The sequence below is a fragment of the Aeribacillus sp. FSL k6-2211 genome (assembly GCF_037966125.1).
Taxonomy (GTDB): domain Bacteria; phylum Bacillota; class Bacilli; order Bacillales; family Aeribacillaceae; genus Aeribacillus; species Aeribacillus composti.
Window position 1 is genome coordinate 602,582 of sequence record NZ_CP150190.1, and the last position, 24,763, is coordinate 627,344.

Here is a 24,763-nt window from a genome sequence, read left to right on the forward strand (position 1 = left end):
TTGGAGGATTATCTGTGAAAAAAAGGATTATTGTTAGTAATGTTGTCGTTTTATGTATAGCATCAATTATTGTCGGCCATTTTTACTGGAAACAAAAAATTTCAAAACCGACAGCTGCTTCTGTGGAATCGTCTGCAGAAAATATAAAGGAAGACAATAGTAAACAAAATGATACGCGAGAGGACTACGTCAAAAATTTACCGGAGGATGTTCAGGAAAAAATCAAAACAGCTTTAAAAGAAGAGAAACAATTGAACTTTGTAATTTGGGGATCTGAATCAGTTCCTTCCGATCAAAATGGGTGGCCGGAAAAACTGAAAAAGGAGCTTCTTTCTGCATATGGAGATGAGCTCTTTAACATCTCGATTGTTTCCGATGCCGAGGAGACAACGCATAGTGTATTGAATAAAAAATTATATAAAAAAATTGCAGACAAAAAGCCTGACATCCTCCTTTTCGAGCCGTTTATTTTGAATGATAACGGCGTTGTCGGCATTGACAATACTCTAAGCAACATTACGGACATCTTGCGGAAAATTCAAGAAGCAAATCCTGACGTATCGATTATGCTGCAGCCTGCACACCCGCTCTTTGGTGCAAAATTTTATCCTAAGGAAGTAGATGCGCTCAAACAATATGCCGAAGAAAACCATTTTGCATATTTAAACCATTGGGAAAATTGGCCGGATAAGGAAGACGAGCAATTGAAGCAATACGTTACAGAAGACCGATCCAAACCGAGCGAAAAAGGAAATCAGGTATGGGGAGAGTATTTAATCAACTATTTTGTTGCCGCGGATGAATGATAAATTTTTTTGGAAGGAAGTATATAATATAACATATTCCGGGAAATAGTGATTTTGTCGATTTTTTTGTTGAGAATGGTAGCTTAGACAAAGATCAACGTCAAGGCAAAATGTTGTCATTTTTTGGCTATTGTTTCCATAGTGTTGCTAGCTGTCGGTTCATAATATATGAAACAATAGTGAGGATTGTGCTAAATAAAAAAAGCTTCATCCCTGTCTACTGTCGATTTAGGCACATTTTTTTTGCGGCAACTAAGACATAGTCAAAAGAAATACTGCCAATTGCGATTGTTGAAAAGCATTCCATAGAAGCTGGCTGCCTTTGAATTCTTATCGCCATATGCAGAGAAAAACGAGAGGTTGGAGAACGTTTTTAAATTTGTATAGAAAAATATAGGATTTGCTCCAAATTGTGCGACAGATCCTAAGCTTCGCCAATGAGTCGAAAGGGTCGACTTTATGAATCAAATTTATGAATCAAAACATTTATCGGCAGCGAGATGTTCGCTATTCTGCTAGAGCATCACCGACTAACTTGGTTACCCTGAGGCAATTGTATCCTTTATTCTAAGCCGAGATGAACTAAAGGAGGACTTTTTGGAATATTCGATTAGAAAACGGAAATATTAGGTAAAAAATAAGGGGAATCTCAAGAAATTTACAAATCAGTTTTATTAAAAATGTTAAGATATATTATGTTCGAAAAAAATTTGTGAAGGTGATGTTCTTGAAAAAAATTAAAGTAATGACGATTTTTGGAACTAGACCTGAAGCAATAAAAATGTCTCCGTTAGTGCTGGAACTCAAAAAACATACAGACAAAATCGAGTCATTTGTAACCGTTACGGCACAACATCGCCAAATGCTTGATCAAGTATTGGATGTTTTCGGTATCGTTCCGGATTATGATTTGAATATTATGAGGGATCGGCAAACGTTAGTTGATATTACGACAAGAGGATTAGAAGGCTTAGATGGCATAATGAAAAAAGTAAAGCCTGACATTGTTCTTGTTCATGGAGATACCACGACAACATTTATTGCTAGTTTAGCTGCGTTTTATAACCAGATTGCCGTTGGCCATGTGGAGGCGGGGCTTCGCACTAATAATAAATTTTCTCCATTTCCAGAGGAAATGAACCGCCAATTAACAGGAATTTTGGCGGATTTGCATTTTGCTCCCACTAAGAAAGCATTTGAAAATTTAATAAAAGAGAATAAGCCGAAAGATTCGATTTTTATAACAGGCAATACGGCAATAGATGCTTTAAAAACAACAGTAACAGATGATTATCACCACGAAATTTTTGATAAAATTGGAAATGACCGAATGATACTGCTTACTGCACACCGACGCGAAAATTTAGGGCATCCGATGAGAAGTATGTTCCGGGCCATTAAAAGATTAGTAAAAGAATTTGCTGATATCCAGGTTGTTTACCCTGTTCACCTTAATCCGGCTGTTCGCGAGGTAGCAGATGAAATTCTCGGAAATGACAGCAGGATTCATTTAATTGAACCACTGGGAGTTTTGGACTTTCACAATTTTGCCGCCCGTTCTCACATTATCTTGACAGATTCCGGTGGCGTACAAGAAGAAGCTCCTTCTTTAGGCGTGCCTGTTTTGGTTCTCCGCGATACGACTGAACGACCTGAAGGAATTGAAGCAGGCACATTGAAACTAGCAGGCACTGATGAAGAGCAAATCTATCAATTAGCCAAACAGCTCCTAACAGACGAGAAGGTATACCGACAAATGTCACAAGCATCCAATCCTTACGGAGACGGCAAAGCATCAGAACGGATTGTGCAGGGGATTTTGTATCATTTTGGGGTAAGTTCAGTAAAACCAGTGTTGTTTAACCATAATACTTGAGCTGTTGAATTTTGACAGCTCTTGTTGACTTTTAATGGCTTTTGTCATATAAAAAGGTTGTATTTTTTAAAATCCTTTTACAAAAAAAATTTAGCCTATCTTCTTTAAGCAATATTCGATATAATAACTGATAGTGTGAATTCTGTCTGATTACAAAGGAGTTTTTAAGATTATGGAGAAAAAAATATGCGTTATTGGATTGGGTTATATTGGATTACCAACAGCTGTTATGTTTGCCAACCATGGATTAAGGGTTCATGGGGTGGATATAAATGAACATGCTGTCAAATCAATAAAAAATAAACAACTTCATATAGAAGAAAATGGATTACAGGAACGTCTAAACAAAGCAATCGATGATGGCAATTTTACAGTATCTACAAAACCTGAACAAGCTGACATTTTTATTATTGCTGTCCCTTCTCCGATCAACCAAGATAAGACTGCGAATCTTTCTTACGTCAGCCAAGCAACAGATTCAATCGTTCCGTACTTACAAAAAGGAAATTTAGTTATTTTAGAATCCACTGTTCCACCAAGGACTGTTGAAGACGTTATGTTGCCGATATTGCAAAAAAGCGGCTTGAAAATTGGTGAAGAATTATTTGTATCTCACTCTCCGGAACGTGTCATACCAGGTAAAGTATTCGAGGAATTAGTTCAAAATGATCGTATTGTAGGAGGAATTAATGAAAAATCTAGTCAATTGACAAAGGAATTATATCAAGTTTTTGTAAAAGGAACGATTCATACGACAGATGCAACAACTGCCGAAATGGTAAAAGTGATTGAAAATACGTATCGAGATGTAAATATTGCTTTTGCAAACGAATTGGCTAAAATTAGTGAAAATATTGGAGTCAATGTATGGGAGGCAATTAAGTTAGCAAATTTCCATCCTCGAGTCAATATTCATTTTCCTGGTCCCGGTGTTGGGGGACATTGTATAGCAGTTGATCCATGGTTTCTTGTTGAACTTCAGCCTGATGTTGCGAAAATGATTCATCTTGCTAGAACGATCAACGATGGTATGCCAGCATATACGGCAAATAAAGTTAAGAGATTATTCGAAGAAAAAGGAATTTCTCATGGTCGTGTTGCAGTGCTAGGTCTTGCGTTTAAAGGAAATATAGATGATATGAGAGAAAGTCCTTCTATTGAAGTGATCAATCACTTAGAAAAACTAAGTATTGATTACACAGCATATGACCCGCATATTAAAGAAAACAAGATTGAACGTCAAACACAAAGTCTATCTGAAGCTTTGGATCATTCCGATCTCATTTTGATTTTGACTGATCATAATGAATTCAAAGAATTAGATCCAAATAATATTGAGAGAATCCGATCTAAAATCATTTTCGATACAAAAAACTGCATAAATCGTTTAACATGGGAAAAGGCCGGTTTTACAGTGGTAACATTAGGGGATTCTAAAAACTTTCCTCGTATTTAAAGGTGATATTATGAAGGAAAAGATACTCGGGATTGATGTTTCTTCGTTAAATTATGAAGAATTAACATCATCATTAATACGAGATATCGAGGAAAAAAGAAAAGCTTTTATTGTTGCGATTAATCCAGAGAAAATTATGAAAGCACAAGTTGACGACCAATTAAAAGAATTGTTGAATAAGGCGACATACCAAATCCCCGATGGAATAGGTGTGATTATAGCGTCTAAAATAAGGGGAGGAAACATTCGCTCTCGTGTTACTGGGATTGATTTAATGTTAAAGATTTGTGAGGCAGCGGCAAAGCATAATAAAAAAATCTTTCTATATGGAGCAAAACCAGGAATTGCTGAAAAAGCAAAAGAAGAGCTTATCAAACAATTTCCAGGGTTGAACATTGTTGGTGTACTGCATGGCTATGAAAAAGATACCGACATTATTCGCAGGACAATTAACGAAGCTAAACCAGATATAATATTTGTCGCTTTAGGAAGCCCACGGCAGGAATATTGGATCATTGAAAATATGAACTCCCTTCACCCTTTTGTTTTTCAAGGAGTTGGAGGTTCTTTTGATGTCATTTCCGGAAATCTTAAAAGAGCTCCAGAAATTTTTCAAAAATTAGGGTTGGAATGGTTTTACAGATTAATAAAAGAACCTTGGAGATGGAAAAGGCAATTAATATTACCGAAGTTTTTGATTAAAGCACTAAAAAAATAACTGTTGTTTTATTTCAGTTTTTAGCAGATGCCTTTTCTCCAACAAAATATATTATTGTTGGGAAAAGGCATTTCTCATGAACTTATTCCATTTCAGTTAATTAAGATAGAAATAACTTTTGAACGGATCAAGCAACAGGAGGATGTGTAGTGAATAAGCGTTTATATTCATTTTCGTCAAAGTTTGAGTGGTTTTTGATATTTTTTATAATTTTACAGCCAGTTATCGATTTAATGACATCTTTTTCAATATTTATTTTTCATATCGATTTAACTTTCGGGGTATTCATTCGTTTTGGTGTGATGTTTCTCATTTTGTTATATATCTTGTGGGTTCCCCTGGATAAATCTAAGAAAAAAATATTATTTTATTTATTTCTGTTCGGGTTTGTTTTAATAATTGGTTTAATAAATAATATGTTGGTTAAAGACCCTTTTCATTTGTTCTCAGAGTTAAGAAATATTGCAAAAATTGCATATGTTCCCATTATTTTATTTGGTTACTTAATTGTTATAAAAAAGTTAAAAGAGCAAGAGAATATTCAAAAAACAATTCAAAGGAATATTTTTATTTCCATGAATATTGTATCTTTGGTAATGATAATAGCATCCATTACAAGTACTGGTATAAAAAGTTATGAGAGCGAAAAACTTGGACACCAAGGATGGTTTTTTGCAGGCAACGAAATTGGTGCTATTATGGCGATATGCTTTGCAGTGGTGGTGTATTACGCTGTTCAAAACACAAAATCGTGGAAAACTATTTATTACTGGATTCCTGTATGTATGTTGATATTTTCTCAGTTAGCAGTCGGAACAAAAGTTGGGTATGGTTCCGTCTTCATCATTTTAGTGATTGCATTTTTCATTTATTTGATTGAACGGATTAGATTTAGACATGATTCGGTTTTGGCAAAAAAATTTAGTGTAAATTTAGTGGTGAATTCTGTAGTATTAGTGTTATTTCTACTATTGACCCCATACACACCTGTTGCACATAATATGAATATCCACTTATCATGGGTTGGATTGGATCAACAACAAGCTGATTTTAATAATGATAATAAAACAGAAGAATCCAAAAACGAAATAGAAAAAGAAAGGGAAAAAGCAGTAGAAAATGTTTTATTAAGCGGGAGAGAGCACTTTTTAGCACAACATAAAAAATATTTTGCTGAAGCTCCATTATCTCAAAAGCTTTTCGGAATGGGATATGGTGGGAATTATCAAAAAGAAGGAAAAACAGTTGAAATGGACTTTTTTGATATATTTTTTTCTATAGGAATTATTGGATTTGCTTTGTACATTGCTCCATTTTTATATCTTGCTTATAAAATCGTTACATACTTTTTTAAAAATGTTAAAGAAAACTTTAATCATGAAGTGGTTTTATTTGGTTCTGCCGTTATTTTAGGTCTTGGCATCGCCTATACTGCGGGTCATGTTTTAACAGCACCGGCGGTGAGTATTTATTTAGGTGTGCTTATTGTATACTTATATTGTACTTTAGTTTTTAAAACTACATAATTACAGTTAACGGCCTCTTAAAAATTTTTACCTATCCCAAGTGGATAGGTTTTTTAAAAGAAGTATGAAATATTTTAGAATACATTGGAGAGGGTATTAAAAATAAGATATAATATCTTGGAATAATAGGTATTTGTCTTATCCTATTTATTTTGAAAGGAGTTTATTAAAATGAGCAAAGTCCTCATAATTATTCCTGCATATAATGAGGAAGACTCAATATATAATACAGTAAAAAAACTGGTTGAAACTTGTAAGTATGATTATGTGGTAATAAATGATGGATCAACTGATGGAACAAGGAGAATTTTAGAGGAAAATAATTTAAATTATATTGATTTGCCGATTAATCTTGGAATTGGTGGAGCGATGCAAACGGGTTATAAATATGCTCTTAAACACGGTTATGAATATGCAATCCAATTAGATGCAGATGGACAACATGATCCTGACGATCTTGAAAAATTAGTAGCGGAGATAGAACGATCGCAATATGATATGGTAATTGGTTCAAGATTTATTGAGAAAACTAACTATAAAGGATCTTTAATGAGAAGAATAGGGATATTGTATTTTTATTACTTATTACTTTTTATATCAAGAATAAAAATTACAGATCCAACATCAGGGTATAGAATTGTAAATAGGAAGATTATAAAAGAATTTTCAAAATATTATCCTGTTGACTATCCTGAAGTAGAGGTACTTGTAAAGTTGGCACAAAAAAAATATCGAATAAAAGAAATAAAAGTAGAAATGAAAAACCGCCAAGGAGGAAGATCATCGATCACACCCTTAAAATCATTATATTACATGACAAAAGTTACGTTTATTTCATTAATTCGTTCAGTTTTTTAGGGAGGGTAGTCATGGATATTGTCCAAGTTATAGCATTAATATTTGCTTTGCTTTTTTTTATGCAAGTTATATTCTTTACTAGCAGAAATAAACTTCAAGATAAACAAGCATTTTTGTGGATCGTTTTTGGTATTATTTCATTATTGATTGCGTTATTCCTTCCAAGTATTAATAAGTTTGCCCATTATATTGGAATATCTTATATGCCAGCATTGATTTTTATGGTTGCTTTTTTAGTAATTTTAAATTTACTTATTTATCAGACGACTGTCATTTCAAGTCAACAAGAAAAGTTAAAAAATGTTATTCAAGAACTAGCTTTTCTTAAAAAGCAAATAAAAGATTATATTAAAGATAAGGAAGATAAGAAATGACTTTGGTAAACTTCATATTGATATTAGGAAATACATTGATTTTAGTTACTGGTCAATTTTTATGGAAATACGGCATGGAAAATCAAACACTTAGCTTTTCTCTACTTTCCATTTTAAAGGTAATATTTTCCCCTTTTGTATTTTCTGGACTTGCAATGTATGGTATTGCAACAATATTATGGCTATATATATTATCGAAAGTTCCGCTCAGCGTTGCATATCCCTTTCAAAGTATCGCATATATACTTGCTGTTTTTGGTGCCCACTTTGTTTTTAATGAAACAATCACCTTCCAAAAAGTTTTAGGTTGTTTGTTAATTATGGCGGGAGTTTCGATAATAGGTTTGTCTCCCAACAGTAATACTTAAAATTAGGAGGATATTCTCTTGAGTATAAATAATCAATTACTTCAATTAGTTAGGAAACATTATTCAATAATTATTATATTGCTTTTGGCCTTAGTTTTAAGATTGTTTGCTCTTTATGAATATGGATTGAATCTAACATTAAATAGCGATGATGTAGGGTATACAAAAAGTGCAAGAGTTCTTATACAGACAGGGATGCTAACATACCATCAAATTGGAGAACCCACTGTTCATATTATGCCTGGTCAATCTTTTTTATTAGCATTAGTATTTTTAATTTTTGGATTTGAAGAGGTAGGTTTATATGCAGCGAGGGTTGTAATATCTTTGTTCGGCATAACCAGTATTTTATTTGTATATCTAATTGGTAAATATGTTTTTAATAAATGTACAGGACTTATAGCCGCTTTTTTACTTGCGATATTCGTTCCTCAAATTTTGACAGATAACCTTTTGTTAACCGAATCACCTTTTATGGCAGGAATGTATGTTTTATTATATTGTTCTCTTAAACTGGCTAATGAACGCAAATGGTCTTACTTCTTTGGAGTTATCTTTTCTTATTTATTTTGTCTCATGTTTAGACCAACAATTGCACTGTATCCCTTAGTTTTATTAATATACCTATTATTAAAAAAATACCCTTTAAAAATGATGTTAAAACAATTTCTTATTGCTTTAGTTTTGCTTCTCATTGTATTAGGACCTTGGTGGATTAGAAATTATATTCATTACCATGAATTTATACCACTTAGTGGTGGAACAGGAAATCCTCTCTTACTGGGAACTTATCAAGGGTCGGGATATAGATATGGCGAACCCTATGATGACGTAATTAAAAAAATTAACAAAGAACACCCAAACATTTCTGCATATGAAAACATGAACTTACAAAAAGAAGCAGCCATTGATAGAATTAAATTATGGTGGAAAAGTGATCCAAAATCATTTCTTAGAAGCTATACAATTGATAAAACAATTAAACAATGGAATACATCATTTTATTGGAAAGAAATTTTTGGGGTTAAAATTGAGTTAATGCAGAAAATTCATAAACTAACGATGGTACTTGCAACAATATCTATGACTTTATCCATATTTTTATACAAAAGATCTCTATCAGAAAATGTTCTTCTATTTGGAATACTCGCTTATTTTACTGTTCTTAATAATATATTTTTTGCATTTGATCGGTATAACCAACCGTTAATGTCAATCTGGTTTTTATTTATTGGATCTATTATCTCCTATTTTTCACAAAAAACTAAAAGTATATTCAGGCTTAGAAGTTAAAATAAAATATAGATATTCTATTAGCAGTTTACTAGCTAGGTATATTATTTTTGTAGTAAATAATTTAGTTGAAGGAGGAACAAATATATGTATAAAAGGTTAGGAGCACTTTTCTGCAGTTTAATAATCCTTCTTAGCGTTTTGCCAATAAATATCGGAAAAGCTGTAACGAAAGAATTTTATAGAGTAAGTATAACATCTGAAAAAGCCCCAGTATATTCATTAGATGATGAAAAAATTGTAGGATACTTATATGGAGGTTTTGAATTTTACTCAAATAAAATTGTGGACGATAAAATTATATTCAATATGAATAATAAACAGTTTTATATTAAATTAGAATCTGTAAATTATCAATTGGAAGAAAATGAAAATGTGTCAACGGTACCAGAAAATTTGGATTTACCTCAATACAAAGTACTAACTGATCAAACACCTGTTTTCTTAACAGAATCCTCTGGCAAACAAGTTGGTATTTTATCTAATGGTTTTATCATTCAACCCATTCAAGAAAATGATACACAAGTTATTTTTTCTATAGGAAATCAATTGGTACAGATTTCTAAAAATAATCTAGAGATTTTAGCAAATAATGTGGAGAGTCCACAAATAAACGAAAAAGAAAATTTAAACTCTGGTGAAAGTAGTGATATTCAAAAGGAAATAACCTCAGATGTTCAGATTAATTCTGAAAACAATCAACAAACCGCAATACAAAATTCTAACGAAAATTTACAAGTTGAAAATAACCCAATAATGGAAAAAAAATTATTAATGAATAGCAACTCACATAAATTTTTTAAAGTAAAATATGATAACACACCTGTTTATCAAAATAATAAAATAATTACATATTTAAAGAAAGATCAAGAATATCAAAGAGTGGCTGATTCGGGTAATTGGTACAAAGTAAAAATAGGATCAGGTTATGGATATGTTTGGAAAGAAGCTACTTTGCCAAGTACGGGGTCAACAATACAAAATCTTAATAAGTTGAAAATATCAAACAATTATATTATCACTTTAGATAATACAATTGTTTATGACACTTCTAGTGGAAAAAGGGTTCCTTTTGCTGAAATTTCTGCGAACACAAAATATCCGATAATAGGAGGGTATAATAAATATGCAAATTGGTATGAGGTAGACATACTCGGTAGAATTGGGTATATTATGAAGACCTCTGCTCGAGTAGATTTCTCTAATGATATGGAATATTTTAGAGTTAAATATGGGGGCACACCTATTTTTGTGAATCACGAAAATGGTTCTCAGGAAGTTGTACATTTGTATCAAGGTCAAGTTTTCAAAAGAGTCTCAGACTATGGAAATTGGCATATGGTAAAAGTGGCAGATGGATATGGATATGTTTGGGAGGCAGCAACTGAACCTGCGGACGACAGTTCCATTAAAAATAAAAATAATGGGTTAAAAATAAGTGAGAATAAATTTAAAGCTCTTGATGATTTAGTTGTTTACGATACATCTTCAGGAAAAAGAGTACCGTTTGCTACAATTAAGAAGGGTGCTATATATCCGATATTGGGTGACTATAAAAAATATGCCAATTGGTATCAAGTAGATATAGATGGAAGAATTGGCTTTGTTAATAAATCAAATACTGAACTTCAATTTAGTAATTCAACAAAATATTTTGAGGTCATTGCAGATAATTTGCCTGTATATGCACCGGGAACATCTAATGTGTTTGTTTATCTAAAAAAAGGTGAAAAATTTGAACGAGTTCAGGACTCTGGTAATTGGCATTTAGTCAAAGTAGGGGATAAATATGGTTATGTGTGGAAGCAATCCACAAAACCAACGACATCAACAAATATTACAAATTTGAATAATGGGCAAGTTTCAAACAGTAGAGCTTTTAAGGCGTTACAAGATGTTAAAGTTATAGATACCTCTACGAGCTCTCGGAAGACTTTTGCTGTCTTAAACAAAGGCGTAGTATATCCGGTTATACAAGAGTATGAAAATTGGTATAAAGTCGATGTTATGGGTAGAATAGGGTATGTAAATAAGAGTGGTACGCAAAGAACCTTTGCTAACTCAGACCGTTATTTTCAGGTAATAAGAGATAATGTTTATGCAGTAAGTTCAAATGGCACGGAAATTATTAAGCTCTCAAAAAATGAAATTTACCCACGAGTAAAAGATGATGGTAATTGGCACAAGGTAAAGATTAATAATGAGTATGCCTATGTTTGGAAAGATAGCACACAATCAATAATGAATCCAAATGTAAAAGATTTAAATAGTGTTTATAAAATTCCAAATAGAAAGTTTACTACAAATAATACTACACAAATCTTTGATAGCAACCGAAATGTAATTGGTGAACTAAAGGGCAATCAGGCGTACAATTTTATTGATATTGTTGGAAGATGGTTTAAGGTAGATGTTTTAGGTCGAATAGGTTATGTCTATATGCCAGCAACATCAAGCATTCTGTCGTACTATGACATGAGTTTAGATGAGATGTTGAATATACAAATGAGAGTTAGCCCGCAAACTCAAATTGTAAATCATGGATATGTACATGAAAATTATATTCATTTAATGAATAATGGAAATACAGGAATCGTAATCGCAAATGCATTGAATGTTCGAACAACACCATCCATCAATGGACAAAGCAATAGTTGCGGGCAACTGCAAAAAGGTGACACAATTGAAATCATTGGTAAAGTTGGGGAATGGTACAAAATTAAATATTCAAAATCCTGTGGAGGATGGAAAGATGCAGACAGAGAAGATGTATTGTATTTCTTAAATCCTGATAACTTTTTAAACTATAATGGATCCGAAATATTTCAGTTTTTAAAATTATCTCAATACACTGGGCTTACAGCTGATGAAATCAATAACAAAATTTTAAAAGGTAAAGGAATTTTAGAAGGTAAAGGACAGGCATTTGTTACTGCTGCACAAAAATACAATATAAATGAAATTTATTTAGTTGCTCATGCTTTACATGAGACTGGAAATGGAACATCCAGATTGGCAAATGGAGTACAAATTAATGGAAAAACAGTTTATAACATGTATGGAATAGGAGCAAAGGATTCCTGTCCAATAACGTGTGGTGCTGAATATGCTTTTCAAAAAGGTTGGACAGATCCTGAGAAAGCTATTATTGGTGGTGCTGCTTTTATTGGGGAAGGTTATATTCATAATGGCCAAGATACGTTATATAAAATGAGATGGAATCCAGACAATCCTGGAACTCATCAATATGCAACAGATATCCGTTGGGCTATATTGCAAGCAAATAGTTATATAGGAAAATATTATAGTTTACTTGACAAGTATATCTTGTATTTAGATATTCCAGTATTCAAATGAGTTTTAGATTAACCACCCTCCTTTTAAATAGAATAATACTTTACTTTTTATTGAAGTTTATTAGGATTTAGCGTTTGTGTTTGTAAATGTAATTGCTATAATTCTTTTAAAAAATGTCAGGTTAATATTATAAAATATTTGGATATGGTTGATATATTTATAAGCTTACAACAATTAAAATAATATTTTCATGGAAATCTCTTGACTTAAAATTGCGTAAAGAGTAATTTTAATCAAGAGATTTTTTCTTTTTTAAAAAAAGAACAGTCAAAAAGAAGATAATGTAGGCTGTCTGAATTGATAGGAGCCACTAGAAATAAATTTGAATTTATATTTGACGTGTTACAAATAGTTATACACAATGTCATGATTTATTTTTATTCTTTTTAGCGAAATATATCTGGAAGTTTAAGATCCTTTTGGGACAAAACCTTTAAGGATAATTTACTGATGAATAACTAAAGGAAGTGAAATAATGTCTAAATTTAAACTTGCTAGCATATTATTTTTTATTTCTACACTTTTTCTTAAATTTTCAAGTATGTTTCGCGATATCGTCATTGCCCATCAATTTGGGGCAGGCGATATTGTTGGAGCTTATAATGCAGCTATGACCATTCCTAATACATTTATTTTATTTATGCTATCTGGCATGAAGGATGCGTTTGTCCCTTCGTATTTGAAATATGATAAGCAAAATCAGGGGTTTTCACATTTAACGAATATCGTAAAAGGGACATTTTATATAGGATTATTGATTTCACTTGCAGGTGCGGCATTTTCGCCGTGGCTTATCCATTTATTGTTTCCCACATTTAGAGATGATATTGAACAATTGGCTATTTGGACATCCATTATGTATTTTTTTTCTATTTTTTTAGTTGGAATTAATGCAGTTTTTGAAGGATATTTTGATGCAAAGGGGAAATACTCGTTTTCAACTTTTTCGCAGACTGTCGTTGTTTTAAGCACCATTGGAAGTACGCTTTTTTTAAGCAAACTGATAGGCGGCTATTCGATTGCTTTAGGGTATTTAGTCGGTACAATTATTTCGTTTTTAATTAAGTTTTTTTACTTTGGTCCGCGAAAATTTATAAATTGGCGTCAAAAATTGAATATAAAAGAAGTGAACACTTTTTATCTTATCTTCATCCCAGTAGGAATAACAATAATGGTTGGACAAATAAATTTAAATATTAGCAACTTTTATGCAGGAATGTTTGGGGCGGATGCTATTTCATATTTAAATTATGCTTTTCGTTTAGTAAGTATTCCTCAAGCAATTTTTGGAGTAACGGTAGCGACGATTATTTATCCAATTATTGCAAAGGCACGCACGAATAATGATATGGAATTATTTAAGACTGGAATGGAAAAAGGCTTGTCTATCATGTTCCTTTTTTTGGCTCCTACTGTTTCGGGAATGATGTTAATGATGGAAGAGATCATACAGATTGTTTATCAACGAGGGGCATTTGATGGTGCAGCAACGGTAGCAACATCAGAGGTTGCTTACTATTATGTGGGTTCGGTTCTTTTTTACAGCATTCAGGTTATTATTGCAAAGGGGTTTTATACCCTTGATAAAGGGAATTTAATAATGAGGATTGGAATTTTGTCTATTTTGCTAAATATAGTGTTTAATTTTGTTTTTTCAAGTTGGATAGGCTATAAAGGATTAGCATTATCAACTTCAGTCGTTGGCTTTATTTATACCTTTATTGCATTTTTTATTTTAAATAAACACATTGGTTGGCTTTCCGTTAGAAAAATTGGTAAGGAATACGTTAAAATCATTTTTTCCTGCATTGTCATGATAGTTGTTTTATGGATAATTAAACATCTTTTTGAACAATTTCATGTATTTTTATATGTAACGACTTTAACAATTATTGGAGCGGGCATTTATTTTATTATGCTATGGGCATTAAAAACAACATCCTTATATGATATCGTTGCAATGAGGTCAAGTAATAAAAAACAATAATCTATAAAATGAAAATCAAAAGAATACTTTTCTTTTTATCAATAAAACGATATAATGATAAGGGTTTAAAAATTTCATACAGTTAGGAAATAGCTAATGTACTTTATTATTTCCCTTGTGAGGTGTAACTTGATGTCTCCTTACATGACAACATTCTTAATAACATTTATAGTTAGTACGATTTCGGTACCGTTTGTAATTAAATTTGCACGTAATATTGGAGCTGTAGATATACCTGATAATAGAAAAGTCCATAAGAAAGCTGTCCCAAGAATTGGCGGGATTTCAATTTATATTGCTTTTTTAACAGGTTTTATCTATATTTCGACTTTAATAGATTTGAACATTAGTATTATCGTTGCCGCAACAATAATCATGATAACTGGGTTTATTGATGATAAATTACAAATAAAACCTTGGCAAAAATTGGTTGGCCAAACATTGGCAGCAGTAATTGTTTTAGCAGACGGCCTTTCTATAAAATATCTAACTGTTCCTTTTTTAGATCAGAGTATACCAGTTAATATATGGGTAGCTCTAATTGTATCATTTATTTGGATGATTGGTGTTACAAATGCGGTTAACCTGATTGATGGTTTAGATGGTTTGGCTTCAGGTGTTTCAATTATTGCAGCTAGTGCCATTTTCGTTATGGCATTAATTATGAATGAAACAAATGTTGCTTTCTTATCAATTGCTCTAATCGGGTCAACCTTAGGATTCTTAATATTTAATTTTCATCCAGCCAAAATTTTTATGGGAGACACAGGGTCATTATTACTCGGTTTTTTATTATCGGTTCTTTCTATTATTGGGTTTAAGCAAGTGACGTTTGTTACTTTCATTATTCCGATGGTAATACTTGCTGTTCCTTTAACAGATACAACAATAGCCATAATTCGTAGGAAACTTCAAAATAAAAAAATTATGGATGCCGACAAAAATCATTTGCACCATCGATTGTTAGATGCTGGTTTTACTCATCGAAAGGCTGTTCTTTTTATATACTCTATTTCACTTTTTTTCGGAGTTTCAGCAATTCTTTTATATAAGGCAAATTTATTTGCTTCCATTATTATTTTTATTTTAATATTACTTATTATTGAATTATTAATTGAAGGTTTTGAATTAATAAGTAAAAATTATAAACCTTTACTAAGTTTATATAAAAAGTTAAATAGTAAGAAAATAGGCATTGAAAATGACAAAAACGCTTGATGAGAATTAAGCGTTTTTGTTTTATAACTCTATTATAAGTTTGTGAGGTCTGTTTTATGAGAATACATTTAATTGCCAATATGTATCCTAGTAAAATTGCTCCAAATTACGGTGTGTTTGTAAAAAATACTGAGGAAATTTTGGTGGGAGCAGGTTTTAATGTTGACAAAACAGTTTTATTAAAAGAAAAAAATAGACTAATAAAGCTAGTTAAGTATTTTTTTTATTTTTCAAAAATTATTTTAAAAGGTTTAACAAAAAAGTATGATATTACATATGTGCATTATGCTTCACATAATGCACTTCCAATTTTATTTCTAAAGCTATTTAAAAAAGACCTTGTTATTTTCACAAATGTTCATGGCAGTGACGTAGTACCTGAAGTGCCGTCTCAAAAAAAATACCAACCTTATGTAGATAAGCTGTTGAATATATCTAATATAGTGATAACACCAAGTAAGTACTATCAGGATTTAGTGAGAAGCAAATATAACTTGCGGAACCGGATTGAAGTGTTTCCCTCCGGAGGGGTGAACAGTAAAACTTTTTATAAGCGAGAGGATAAACAAACAGCACTAAAAGAACTTATGCTGGATATAGACACTCATTATATTGGATATGTTAGCAGATTAGATGTGGGAAAAGGTTGGGACATTTTATTAACATCGTTAAAGAAATTGAAAGATGAAAATTTTTTGTTAAAAAATAAAATTAAGGTCATTATGGTGGGGGATGGGAAGGATAAGGAACGGTTTGTAAAGATGGTGTCTGATTATGAATTAAATGATGTCATTATCCATTACCCTTTACTGCCTCAAGAGAAACTAAATGCAATATATAATGCGATAGATGTTTTCTGTTTTCCGACTACAAGAAAAGGAGAAAGCTTGGGACTTGTCGGTTTGGAAGCAATGGCTTGCGGAGCTCCTGTCATTGGTAGTGCCATTGGAGGATTGTTGGATTATATTATAGACGGTGAAAACGGCCTACTGTTTCAAGCTGGTTCGTCTGAAGATCTATATAAAAAGATTAAATTTTTTTATTCAATGCCAGAAAATGAAAGAAGAACGATGAGTTATAAAGCCATATTTAAAGCGAATGAATATAAGGTAGAAAATATTAAACATAAATTAATTAATATTTTTCTTTCTTTTAGAGGAGGCACCTTATATGAAGAAGGTTAAGAAAGCTGTAATCCCAGCAGCAGGTTTTGGTACGCGTTTTTTACCAGCTACAAAAGCCCAGCCAAAAGAAATGCTGCCAATTGTAGATAAACCGACTATTCAATATATAATTGAGGAAGCGATTGAGTCTGGAATTGAAGACATCATTATTGTTACAGGAAGAAATAAAAGGGCAATTGAAGACCACTTTGACTATTCAATTGAACTTGAAATGGAGCTGAAAGAAAAAGGAAAATTTGAACTATTAGAACAAGTGCAGAAGATTTCCAATATGGTTAACATTCATTATATTAGACAAAAGAAACCGTTAGGATTAGGTCATGCAGTAAATTGCGCAAGAAGTTTTATTGTAAATGAACCTTTTGCAGTCCTTCTAGGGGATGACATTGTTAAGAATGGAGTCCCTTGTTTGAAGCAGCTTTTAGATGTATATAATGAATTCCAATGTTCAGTCATTGGTACAAAAAAAGTGCCTGAGGAAGATTTGCACAAATACGGAGTAATTAAACCTAAAGATGTATATATAAGCGAAACCTTAGTGGAAGTGGAAGATATGGTAGAAAAACCAAGGGAAAATGCACCTTCTAATATTGCTGTAATGGGGAGATATGTATTTGAACCTGAGATTTTTGATTATCTTGAAAATTTAGATATTGGCTACGGAGGGGAAATTCAACTTACAGACGCGATAAAGAAATTGGCTCAGGAGAAAAAAGTTTTGGCATATGCATTTGAGGGAAAAAGATATGATGTTGGCGATAAATTTGGTTTTATAAAAGCCACAATAGATTTTGCACTTGAAAGAGAAGATTTAAGTGAACAGCTAAAACAATATTTAAGAATGCTTTACAACGAAGGAAAGTTGAACTAACGCGAAAGGAGCTGTCCCAAAGTCAGGAGAACTGACTTATGAGGCAGCTCTTTTTTTATAGTAATTATTTAATGAAATGGTCGACATGTTCTTTGAATGGCAAGTATTACTTTTGGAAAAAATAAAAACAAACTAATATTAGAGGTATTCACAATGGTATTGCTAATGAAGTTAATTTTAATATTTTTAATTTCAGTAATTTTGACTCCCTTTGTCATAAAATTTGCTTTTGCTATTGGGGCTGTGGACATTCCTAAATCAAGAAAAGTACATTCAAAAATTATGCCTCGATTGGGTGGATTGTCGATCGCTATTTCGGTTTATATCGGGATTTTTCTATTTACACCTGAAAGTGTTTATCTAAAGGGATTTTTAATTGGCTCTTTTTTTATAATGATTACAGGTGTTTTTGATGATCTTTTTGAATTAAATTGGAAGTGGAAGCTTTCAGGTCAAGTGGTGGCTGCATTATGTGTGGTCTTGAGCGGACTGCATTTAAAATTTATTCACATACCTTTTATTGGACAAGTAAATATAGGTTGGTGGGGGATTCCAATTTCTTTTTTGTGGATTTTAATTGTTACGAACTCAATAAATCTGATAGACGGATTGGACGGTTTAGCTGCGGGAGTTTCAATAATTGTATTATCAACAATTGTTTATTTAAGCATGCCCGGATTATCTTTTGTTGTTCAAATTGCTTTAATAACCATTTTTGCTACTTTAGGTTTTCTTGTTTTCAATTTTTATCCAGCGAAAATATTCATGGGAGATACTGGAGCTCTTTTTCTTGGTTTTGTGATTTCTTTATTGTCATTATTGGAATTTAAAAACGTCACTGTTTTTTCATTGCTAATTCCCGCCTTAATCCTTGGGGTGCCGTTATCTGACACTTTTTTCGCCATTGTGAGAAGAATAATGAACAAAAAATCAATTTCTATGGCAGATAAATCCCATTTGCATCATAGTATTTTAAAGTTTGGTTTCTCGCATCTTCAGACTGTTCTAATAATTTACTTAATCAGTTTCCTGTTTAGTCTGGCAGCAATAGTTTTTTCTAGAAGTGCCATGTGGCTGTCAATTTTTATTATTTTTCTTATGTTGTTTTTTATTGAAATTCTCGGAGAAATACTTGAACTACATGGAAGAAATTTTAAACCGCTAACAAATTTAATGAAAAAGATCACATATGCATTTAAACAGAAATAACCAGACTATATAGCTCATTAAAATGAGGATTATTGTGTAAAGCCTATTAGAGCCATGTAGTTTTCAAATTTTAAATGTTTTTCATTCGGTCATAAAGAAAACCCATGGCTCGTTTTTAGAAACTAACGCAATTTACTGCTGTTAATGGAAAAATCTCTTTTATATTCCAAATGATTTCTCAACTCCGTTGAAACTTCTTCCAAAGAATCCTCTTCCAGTTGGTAATAGTAAGTCCCATTGATTGGATTGTCATACCCGTCAATCGTTAAGGATTCAATGCTGCTGATGGAACCGGCGTATTTTTGCAACGCCAAGATATTGCCAATGCTGAAATTGGTTGTTAAGTTTTTCCCTAAAGAATCGATGATGTCGTCATATTTCGTTATGGCTGATAAAGAGGAGCTCTTTTCAATGATTGCTTTTATTACCTCTTGCTGCCGCTTGCCTCTTCCGATATCGCCTAATGGATCTTTTTTGCGCATTCGGACATATGCTAAAGCTTCTTCGCCATTTAACGTTTGTACACCTTTCTTAATATGAATGGCGTTCTTTCGCCCTTTGCTATCTTGCTCAGTAAATTCTCTGTCGCTGTTCACTTCAACTCCGCCAAGAGCATCTACAATATCAATAAAAGCGTTAAAATTTAATTCAACATAATAATCGACGGGAATATCAAGCAAATTTTCCACAGTCTCAACAGTTAAGTCTTTTCCGCCGAAGGCATGTGCATGTGTGATTTTGTCTCGGTTGTGACCGGGAATTTTCACTCTTGAATCTCTAGGGATGCTGACCATTTTGATTGATTTTTCATCTTTATTAAATGATGCCAGGATCAAGGCGTCAGAGCGGCTTTTCTTTTCCCCGGGACGCGCATCGACTCCGATGAACAATACCGAAAAATTATCTTTTTTCGGATCAACTGGTTGTTCTCTTAATTCAGATTTTCTTCCTCTCTCTAGATCTTCCTGTGCTAGAAAAGAAACATTAGCTAATTTGATCGATAGATAAACGGCGTAACCGCCAGCAATTAAAAACAGGATTAAAAATAAACAGCCAAAGGCTCTTAATTTTTTTTTCTTTTTCTTTTTTCTCGTTCTTCTATTCATGTCTAACTCCTTATTTTTTAAATTTAGTTTTGAACCTTCTCCTCCAAATATACTAAGTCGCCTTCTTTGATCACACATTTCCCATTGGTGAGATCGGTCATCCAGTCTTTGAAGCTTTGAACCTGGCCTTCTTCAACATATGTTTCAACTTCCACATGATCGGAATAATAGATGTCCTTCAGCTTATAGACAGACGAGCGCAATTCGTTTTCGATTTTGCCGAGAAAGCTGTAATCAAACGTAGTGCGAATAATTTTCATTAGCTTGCGTTCGATGATGCCAACGTGGTCAATGGCTTCTGAAACAGCTTTTCCGTATGCACGGATCAGCCCGCCGGCGCCGAGTTTAATCCCGCCGAAGTAACGGGTGACAACAACGACAGTGTCTTTTAGTTGTTTCTTTTTCAACACTTCAAGCATCGGCACTCCTGCTGTTCCGCTTGGCTCTCCGTCGTCGTTCGCTTTTTGAATTTGGTCATGCTCTCCAATTAAATATGCGGAGCAGTTATGTGTGGCATCCCAATGTTTTTTTTTGATTGTATCAATAAACTCTTGAGCTTCTTTCTCAGTTTTGGCACGATTAATATAGCAGATAAAACGTGATTTTTGAATCACGATTTCATGCTCTCCAAAGCCAGCTACGGTATAATAGGAGGAAAGCAATTGTGTATCACCTCCGAAGAAACAAAACGGCATAACTTTTTTTGACAAAAATCGACTTTTTTTATAAAAAAACACTCACATTAGAATATTATAAAACGACAAAATTTTTACTTCAATTATGAACTGATAAAGTTTTTGTAACAACTTTTTTATAATGGAGGAAAAGGCTGTGAACTCCAAAAAAATAGATTCTGCTGTAATAGACGATATTTTAAATAAAATGATCGAAACCGTCCAAGCAAGCAAAGATCAAATCTTTGAAATCGGTGAAAAATCCCGCACAGAGTATGAGAAAATAGTAGAAGAATTGGAAGAAGTGAAAGAGCAAGTAAGTGAGGTGATAGAGCAAACCGATAAGCTGACGATTCAATCGAAAATCGCACGGCAGCGCCTCGTGGAAGTCAGCCGCAACTTCAACAAGTTTTCAGAACAAGATATTTTGAATGCCTATGAAAAAGCGCAAAATATTCAAATTGAACTGGCCATGCTCCAAGAAAAAGAAAAACAATTAAGAAAACGGCGGGATGAATTGGATCGCCGGCTTTTATCATTAAAAGAAATGATCGAACGAGCAGAGGTCATAGTAGGTCAAATTACTGTTGTACTGCAATATTTAAACCAAGATTTGCGGCAGGTTGGCGATTTGTTGGAAGATGCAAAGAAAAAACAAGCCTTTGGCTTAAGAATTATAGAAGCGCAGGAAGAAGAACGGAAACGGGTGTCACGTGAAATACATGACGGACCAGCTCAAATGCTTGCAAATGTTTTGATGCGCTCTGATCTGATTGAACGAGTTTTTCGGGAAAAAGGGACTGCAGAAGGGTTTCAGGAAGTTCAAAATTTGAAAATAATGGTGAGAAATGCGTTATCTGAGGTTCGGCGCATTATATACGACTTAAGACCTATGGCTTTGGATGATTTAGGTCTCATTCCAACACTTAGAAAGTACCTTTCTACTATTCAAGAATATGAAAAAGACATAAAAATCAATTTTCAAAACATCAGTGATGTGGAAGAAAAACGGCTTCCGGCGAAATTTGAAGTGGCCTTGTTCCGGTTAGTTCAAGAATCTGTAACGAACGCTTTGAAGCATGCGGAAGCAAAGCAAATTGACGTTAAATTTGAAGTCCGTCCAAACCAAGTAAATGTTGCAATAAAAGACGACGGCAAAGGCTTTGATATAAAGAAAGTGTTTAAAGAAAAAAAGGAGTCATTCGGTTTAATGGGAATGAAAGAACGAGTGGAGCTGTTGAATGGGAAAATGGCAGTCCATTCTGCACCCGGAAAAGGAACGTTCATTATTATTCAATTGCCTACTAATCTATGAAATAGAGAAATGGTCTGATTGACTTCATGCATACATCACTGAAAAAATAATAATGGGGAGGATTGTAAATGAATAATCAAGTTAAAATTGTCATAATAGATGACCATGCGCTGTTTCGAGAAGGTATAAAACGTATTCTTGATTTTGAGCCTAATTTTGAAGTGGTTGCGGAAGCTTATGACGGCAGTGAAGCTTTAACTGTTGTTGAAAGCTATATGCCGGATGTTGTCATTATGGATATTAATATGCCTGGTGTAAATGGCGTTGAAGCTACTAAGCAGCTGGTTAATTCATATCCAGATACGAAGGTTATTATATTATCGATCCACGATGATGAAAATTATGTGATACATGCTTTGAAGACCGGAGCGAGAGGATATTTATTGAAGGAAATGGATGCTGACACTTTAGTAGAAGCAGTTAAAATCGTGGCAGAGGGAGGAAGCTATTTACATCCAAAAGTAACTCACAATCTAGTCAATGAGTTCCGCCGTCTGTCATCAGCCAATAATGGACAAATTCCAGCTACAGTCCGGCGCCCTCTTCATATTTTAACACGACGTGAGTGTGAAGTTTTGCAAATGCTTGCTGATGGAAAAAGCAATAGAAGAATCGGTGAAACGCTGTTCATTAGCGAAAAAACGGTGAAAAACCATGTCAGCAACATTTTGCAAAAATTAAATTGCAACGATCGAACACAAGCAGTAGTTCTTGCCATTAAAAACGGCTGGGTGGAAGTTAAGTAAAGTTACATATTTTCCATGGCGATTAATTTTGAACGATTTGAATCGTCAAACCGTGAAAGTGAGATTGATTTCTAAATACCAATTTTGCTCGGTGTATCTATATTGTTTTTTCCGACTTGGCTGATTGTCCAGCGATGATAAATGAATTCAATTGCATTTCTTCATTACGGCTGGAAACATAATATCATTTGGCAACTTGTCAATCTATTCGGATCCTGACCAGAGAAATGTTTTGATCAGAAGCTACGAGAATGAATCATAGGAAGCATTACATTCAACGTTCCGGTTTTGTAGAATCAACTTAGGTGAAAATGTATCAACAGGAAGCATAACGGCCTCTTCAAATAACTACAGGCGCTGGGAAGAGGCCGGTTTGCTCAGAAACAAGAAAAAATGCAGCAAAATTGGTAACCGCAATTGGAATCCACATAAAAGCTCCGTTTAAGCTGCTCAAAAATCCTTTAAAAAGGTGTAGACCTCATAAGAATAACCTCAACGAAAATCGTAATGAGCCGATCGACAAAACGAAATCCGCATAAATGGCAGTATAAAGACTTTGAAACAGCTAAAAAATATTTTTCATCCTCTTGCAGTTTCATGGAAATCCGGCAAAGTTAATGATAAAAGCTTGCTTTTTTTATAAAATAGTTTTATAAAGGAGAGAATGAAATTATTAAAAGGAAAGGAAAAACATGATGCAAATTGCGATTGTAACAGATAGTACTGCTTACATTCCTGAAGAAGTTCGAAAGAGGCATGGCATACATATGATTCCTCTTAGCGTTATTTTTGGAGACGAGTCTTATCGTGAAGAGATAGATATGACAGCAGAGAGTTTTTGGGAAGAAATAAAGCGCCAGAAAGAGCTGCCTACGACTTCTCAGCCGCCAGTTGGTGAATTTGTCGAGTTGTTTGAAAGCTTATCGAAAGAATATGATGCAGTCATCAGCATTCATCTTTCAAGCGGTATCAGCGGCACTTACAATGGTGCTGTCACAGCAGGTCAAATGGTAGACGGCATTAAGGTATATCCTTACGATTCGGAAATAAGCTGTATGGCTCAGGGATTCTATGCAATTGAAGCAGCGAAAATGGCAAAGGAAGGGAAAAAACCGGAAGAGATCATCGCTCGCCTTGATGAAATTAAAAAATCAATGGATGCTTATTTTATGGTGGACGATCTTTCTCATCTTCAGCGCGGCGGACGATTAACCGGAGCTCAAGCTTTAATAGGGAACCTGCTGCAACTGAAGCCTCTTCTTCATTTTGTTGATAAAGTGATCGTGCCGTATGAAAAAATTCGTACGCGCAAAAAAGCAATCCAACGTATCTATCAATTATTTGACGAAGCTGCAAGCAAACATCCGGTGCGGGCGGCTGTCATTCATGCCAACAGGCCGGAGGATGCCAAAAAAATGAAAGAGGAGCTCGAAAGTAAATATCCAAATTCTGAATTTATTATCAGCTATTTTGGCGCTGTCATTGGAACTCATCTAGGAGAGGGAGCTATGGGTCTCTGCTGGTATAAAAAGTAATTGCAAGAAAACGTTAAACCCATTGTGAAAAATGGCTGTATCCATCCTCTTAAAAGAACTTCCCCTTCAAAACGAGAAAAGGTGCGATTCACCAAAAAATGGAACGGTGTCTGACCATCTGAAGGTGCAAAAAGCACCTTTTATTTTTTACAGAAATGAAGGATATAAATGATTCATCTAGCATCTTTCATTTGGACGAAAAGCAATAAGATCAATTGATTAAATATATTGATTTTCCAGAAATTATAAGGTAAAAATAATAGTAAGAAACAATATGGTATGTACA

The 24,763-nt window shown here is 33.4% G+C and carries 20 protein-coding genes; 18 read left to right on the forward strand and 2 right to left on the reverse strand.

Annotation, left to right across the window (positions count from 1 at the left end):
- Positions 1–14: 14 nt before the first annotated feature.
- From NSU19_RS03075 to NSU19_RS03145, 15 genes are all read left to right on the forward strand, one after another.
- Positions 15–806, forward strand: coding sequence for an SGNH/GDSL hydrolase family protein (locus NSU19_RS03075; protein ID WP_339198682.1), 792 nt, complete (start codon positions 15–17; stop codon positions 804–806).
- Between the two features lie 721 nt (positions 807–1,527).
- On the forward strand, positions 1,528–2,682 hold the full coding sequence (gene wecB / locus NSU19_RS03080) for a UDP-N-acetylglucosamine 2-epimerase (non-hydrolyzing) (RefSeq protein ID WP_339198684.1): 1,155 nt from the start codon (positions 1,528–1,530) through the stop codon (positions 2,680–2,682).
- A gap of 172 nt (positions 2,683–2,854) precedes the next feature.
- On the forward strand, positions 2,855–4,138 hold the full coding sequence (locus tag NSU19_RS03085; RefSeq protein ID WP_094245076.1) for a nucleotide sugar dehydrogenase: 1,284 nt from the start codon (positions 2,855–2,857) through the stop codon (positions 4,136–4,138).
- 10 nt (positions 4,139–4,148) lie between these two features.
- Positions 4,149–4,856: a WecB/TagA/CpsF family glycosyltransferase gene (locus NSU19_RS03090; RefSeq protein ID WP_094245077.1), complete on the forward strand. Its 708-nt coding sequence runs from the start codon at positions 4,149–4,151 to the stop codon at positions 4,854–4,856.
- A 149-nt stretch (positions 4,857–5,005) separates the two neighbouring features.
- Positions 5,006–6,382: an O-antigen ligase family protein gene (locus NSU19_RS03095; RefSeq protein ID WP_339198687.1), complete on the forward strand. Its 1,377-nt coding sequence runs from the start codon at positions 5,006–5,008 to the stop codon at positions 6,380–6,382.
- Between the two features lie 171 nt (positions 6,383–6,553).
- Positions 6,554–7,240: a glycosyltransferase family 2 protein gene (locus NSU19_RS03100; protein ID WP_094245079.1), complete on the forward strand. Its 687-nt coding sequence runs from the start codon at positions 6,554–6,556 to the stop codon at positions 7,238–7,240.
- An 11-nt stretch (positions 7,241–7,251) separates the two neighbouring features.
- Positions 7,252–7,614 carry a DUF2304 domain-containing protein gene (locus tag NSU19_RS03105; protein ID WP_094245080.1) on the forward strand — a complete coding sequence of 121 codons (363 nt, stop codon included), beginning with the start codon at positions 7,252–7,254 and terminating at the stop codon, positions 7,612–7,614.
- The gene (locus NSU19_RS03110; protein ID WP_094245081.1) at positions 7,611–7,982 is read left to right on the forward strand and encodes an EamA family transporter; all 372 of its coding nucleotides are present in this window, start codon (positions 7,611–7,613) and stop codon (positions 7,980–7,982) included. Before NSU19_RS03105 ends, NSU19_RS03110 begins: the two co-directional genes overlap by 4 nt.
- A gap of 18 nt (positions 7,983–8,000) precedes the next feature.
- On the forward strand, positions 8,001–9,275 hold the full coding sequence (locus tag NSU19_RS03115; RefSeq protein ID WP_339198690.1) for a glycosyltransferase family 39 protein: 1,275 nt from the start codon (positions 8,001–8,003) through the stop codon (positions 9,273–9,275).
- Positions 9,276–9,362: 87 nt separating this feature from the next.
- Positions 9,363–12,632 carry an N-acetylglucosaminidase gene (locus tag NSU19_RS03120; RefSeq protein ID WP_339198692.1) on the forward strand — a complete coding sequence of 1,090 codons (3,270 nt, stop codon included), beginning with the start codon at positions 9,363–9,365 and terminating at the stop codon, positions 12,630–12,632.
- Positions 12,633–13,107: 475 nt separating this feature from the next.
- Positions 13,108–14,619: a murein biosynthesis integral membrane protein MurJ gene (murJ, locus tag NSU19_RS03125; protein ID WP_339198695.1), complete on the forward strand. Its 1,512-nt coding sequence runs from the start codon at positions 13,108–13,110 to the stop codon at positions 14,617–14,619.
- Between the two features lie 132 nt (positions 14,620–14,751).
- Positions 14,752–15,837 carry an MraY family glycosyltransferase gene (locus tag NSU19_RS03130; protein ID WP_339198698.1) on the forward strand — a complete coding sequence of 362 codons (1,086 nt, stop codon included), beginning with the start codon at positions 14,752–14,754 and terminating at the stop codon, positions 15,835–15,837.
- A 56-nt stretch (positions 15,838–15,893) separates the two neighbouring features.
- On the forward strand, positions 15,894–17,021 hold the full coding sequence (locus NSU19_RS03135; protein ID WP_339198701.1) for a glycosyltransferase family 4 protein: 1,128 nt from the start codon (positions 15,894–15,896) through the stop codon (positions 17,019–17,021).
- Positions 17,008–17,892 carry a UTP--glucose-1-phosphate uridylyltransferase GalU gene (gene galU, locus NSU19_RS03140; RefSeq protein ID WP_339198703.1) on the forward strand — a complete coding sequence of 295 codons (885 nt, stop codon included), beginning with the start codon at positions 17,008–17,010 and terminating at the stop codon, positions 17,890–17,892. Before NSU19_RS03135 ends, galU begins: the two co-directional genes overlap by 14 nt.
- Before the next feature lie 96 nt (positions 17,893–17,988).
- Positions 17,989–19,101 carry an MraY family glycosyltransferase gene (locus tag NSU19_RS03145; protein WP_339198706.1) on the forward strand — a complete coding sequence of 371 codons (1,113 nt, stop codon included), beginning with the start codon at positions 17,989–17,991 and terminating at the stop codon, positions 19,099–19,101.
- Positions 19,102–19,223: 122 nt separating this feature from the next.
- Here the strand turns inward: NSU19_RS03145 and NSU19_RS03150 are convergent, their stop codons facing one another.
- Both NSU19_RS03150 and NSU19_RS03155 read right to left on the reverse strand, forming a co-directional pair.
- Positions 19,224–20,207, reverse strand: a complete 984-nt coding sequence (locus NSU19_RS03150; RefSeq protein WP_339198709.1) for an LCP family protein — start codon at positions 20,205–20,207, stop codon at positions 19,224–19,226.
- Positions 20,208–20,230: 23 nt separating this feature from the next.
- On the reverse strand, positions 20,231–20,869 hold the full coding sequence (locus NSU19_RS03155; RefSeq protein WP_339198711.1) for a YigZ family protein: 639 nt from the start codon (positions 20,867–20,869) through the stop codon (positions 20,231–20,233).
- 169 nt (positions 20,870–21,038) lie between these two features.
- Here NSU19_RS03155 and NSU19_RS03160 point away from each other — a divergent pair, with 169 nt between their 5' ends.
- From NSU19_RS03160 to NSU19_RS03170, 3 genes are all read left to right on the forward strand, one after another.
- Positions 21,039–22,196 carry an ATP-binding protein gene (locus NSU19_RS03160; protein WP_339198714.1) on the forward strand — a complete coding sequence of 386 codons (1,158 nt, stop codon included), beginning with the start codon at positions 21,039–21,041 and terminating at the stop codon, positions 22,194–22,196.
- Between the two features lie 68 nt (positions 22,197–22,264).
- Positions 22,265–22,942, forward strand: a complete 678-nt coding sequence (locus NSU19_RS03165; protein ID WP_063386301.1) for a response regulator transcription factor — start codon at positions 22,265–22,267, stop codon at positions 22,940–22,942.
- 695 nt (positions 22,943–23,637) lie between these two features.
- Positions 23,638–24,477, forward strand: a complete 840-nt coding sequence (locus NSU19_RS03170) for a DegV family protein (RefSeq protein WP_063386367.1) — start codon at positions 23,638–23,640, stop codon at positions 24,475–24,477.
- Positions 24,478–24,763: the final 286 nt, after the last annotated feature.

Coding starts and splice junctions, on each gene's coding strand:
- wecB (WP_339198684.1), top strand. CDS start 1,528: ATGTTCTTGAAAAAAATTAAAGTAATGACGATTTTTGGAACTAGACCT.
- NSU19_RS03130 (WP_339198698.1), top strand. CDS start 14,752: ATGTCTCCTTACATGACAACATTCTTAATAACATTTATAGTTAGTACG.
- NSU19_RS03135 (WP_339198701.1), top strand. CDS start 15,894: ATGAGAATACATTTAATTGCCAATATGTATCCTAGTAAAATTGCTCCA.
- NSU19_RS03150 (WP_339198709.1), bottom strand. CDS start 20,207: ATGAATAGAAGAACGAGAAAAAAGAAAAAGAAAAAAAAATTAAGAGCC.
- NSU19_RS03110 (WP_094245081.1), top strand. CDS start 7,611: ATGACTTTGGTAAACTTCATATTGATATTAGGAAATACATTGATTTTA.
- NSU19_RS03085 (WP_094245076.1), top strand. CDS start 2,855: ATGGAGAAAAAAATATGCGTTATTGGATTGGGTTATATTGGATTACCA.
- NSU19_RS03090 (WP_094245077.1), top strand. CDS start 4,149: ATGAAGGAAAAGATACTCGGGATTGATGTTTCTTCGTTAAATTATGAA.
- NSU19_RS03120 (WP_339198692.1), top strand. CDS start 9,363: ATGTATAAAAGGTTAGGAGCACTTTTCTGCAGTTTAATAATCCTTCTT.
- NSU19_RS03100 (WP_094245079.1), top strand. CDS start 6,554: ATGAGCAAAGTCCTCATAATTATTCCTGCATATAATGAGGAAGACTCA.
- murJ (WP_339198695.1), top strand. CDS start 13,108: ATGTCTAAATTTAAACTTGCTAGCATATTATTTTTTATTTCTACACTT.
- galU (WP_339198703.1), top strand. CDS start 17,008: ATGAAGAAGGTTAAGAAAGCTGTAATCCCAGCAGCAGGTTTTGGTACG.
- NSU19_RS03165 (WP_063386301.1), top strand. CDS start 22,265: ATGAATAATCAAGTTAAAATTGTCATAATAGATGACCATGCGCTGTTT.
- NSU19_RS03145 (WP_339198706.1), top strand. CDS start 17,989: ATGGCAAGTATTACTTTTGGAAAAAATAAAAACAAACTAATATTAGAG.
- NSU19_RS03105 (WP_094245080.1), top strand. CDS start 7,252: ATGGATATTGTCCAAGTTATAGCATTAATATTTGCTTTGCTTTTTTTT.
- NSU19_RS03170 (WP_063386367.1), top strand. CDS start 23,638: ATGCAAATTGCGATTGTAACAGATAGTACTGCTTACATTCCTGAAGAA.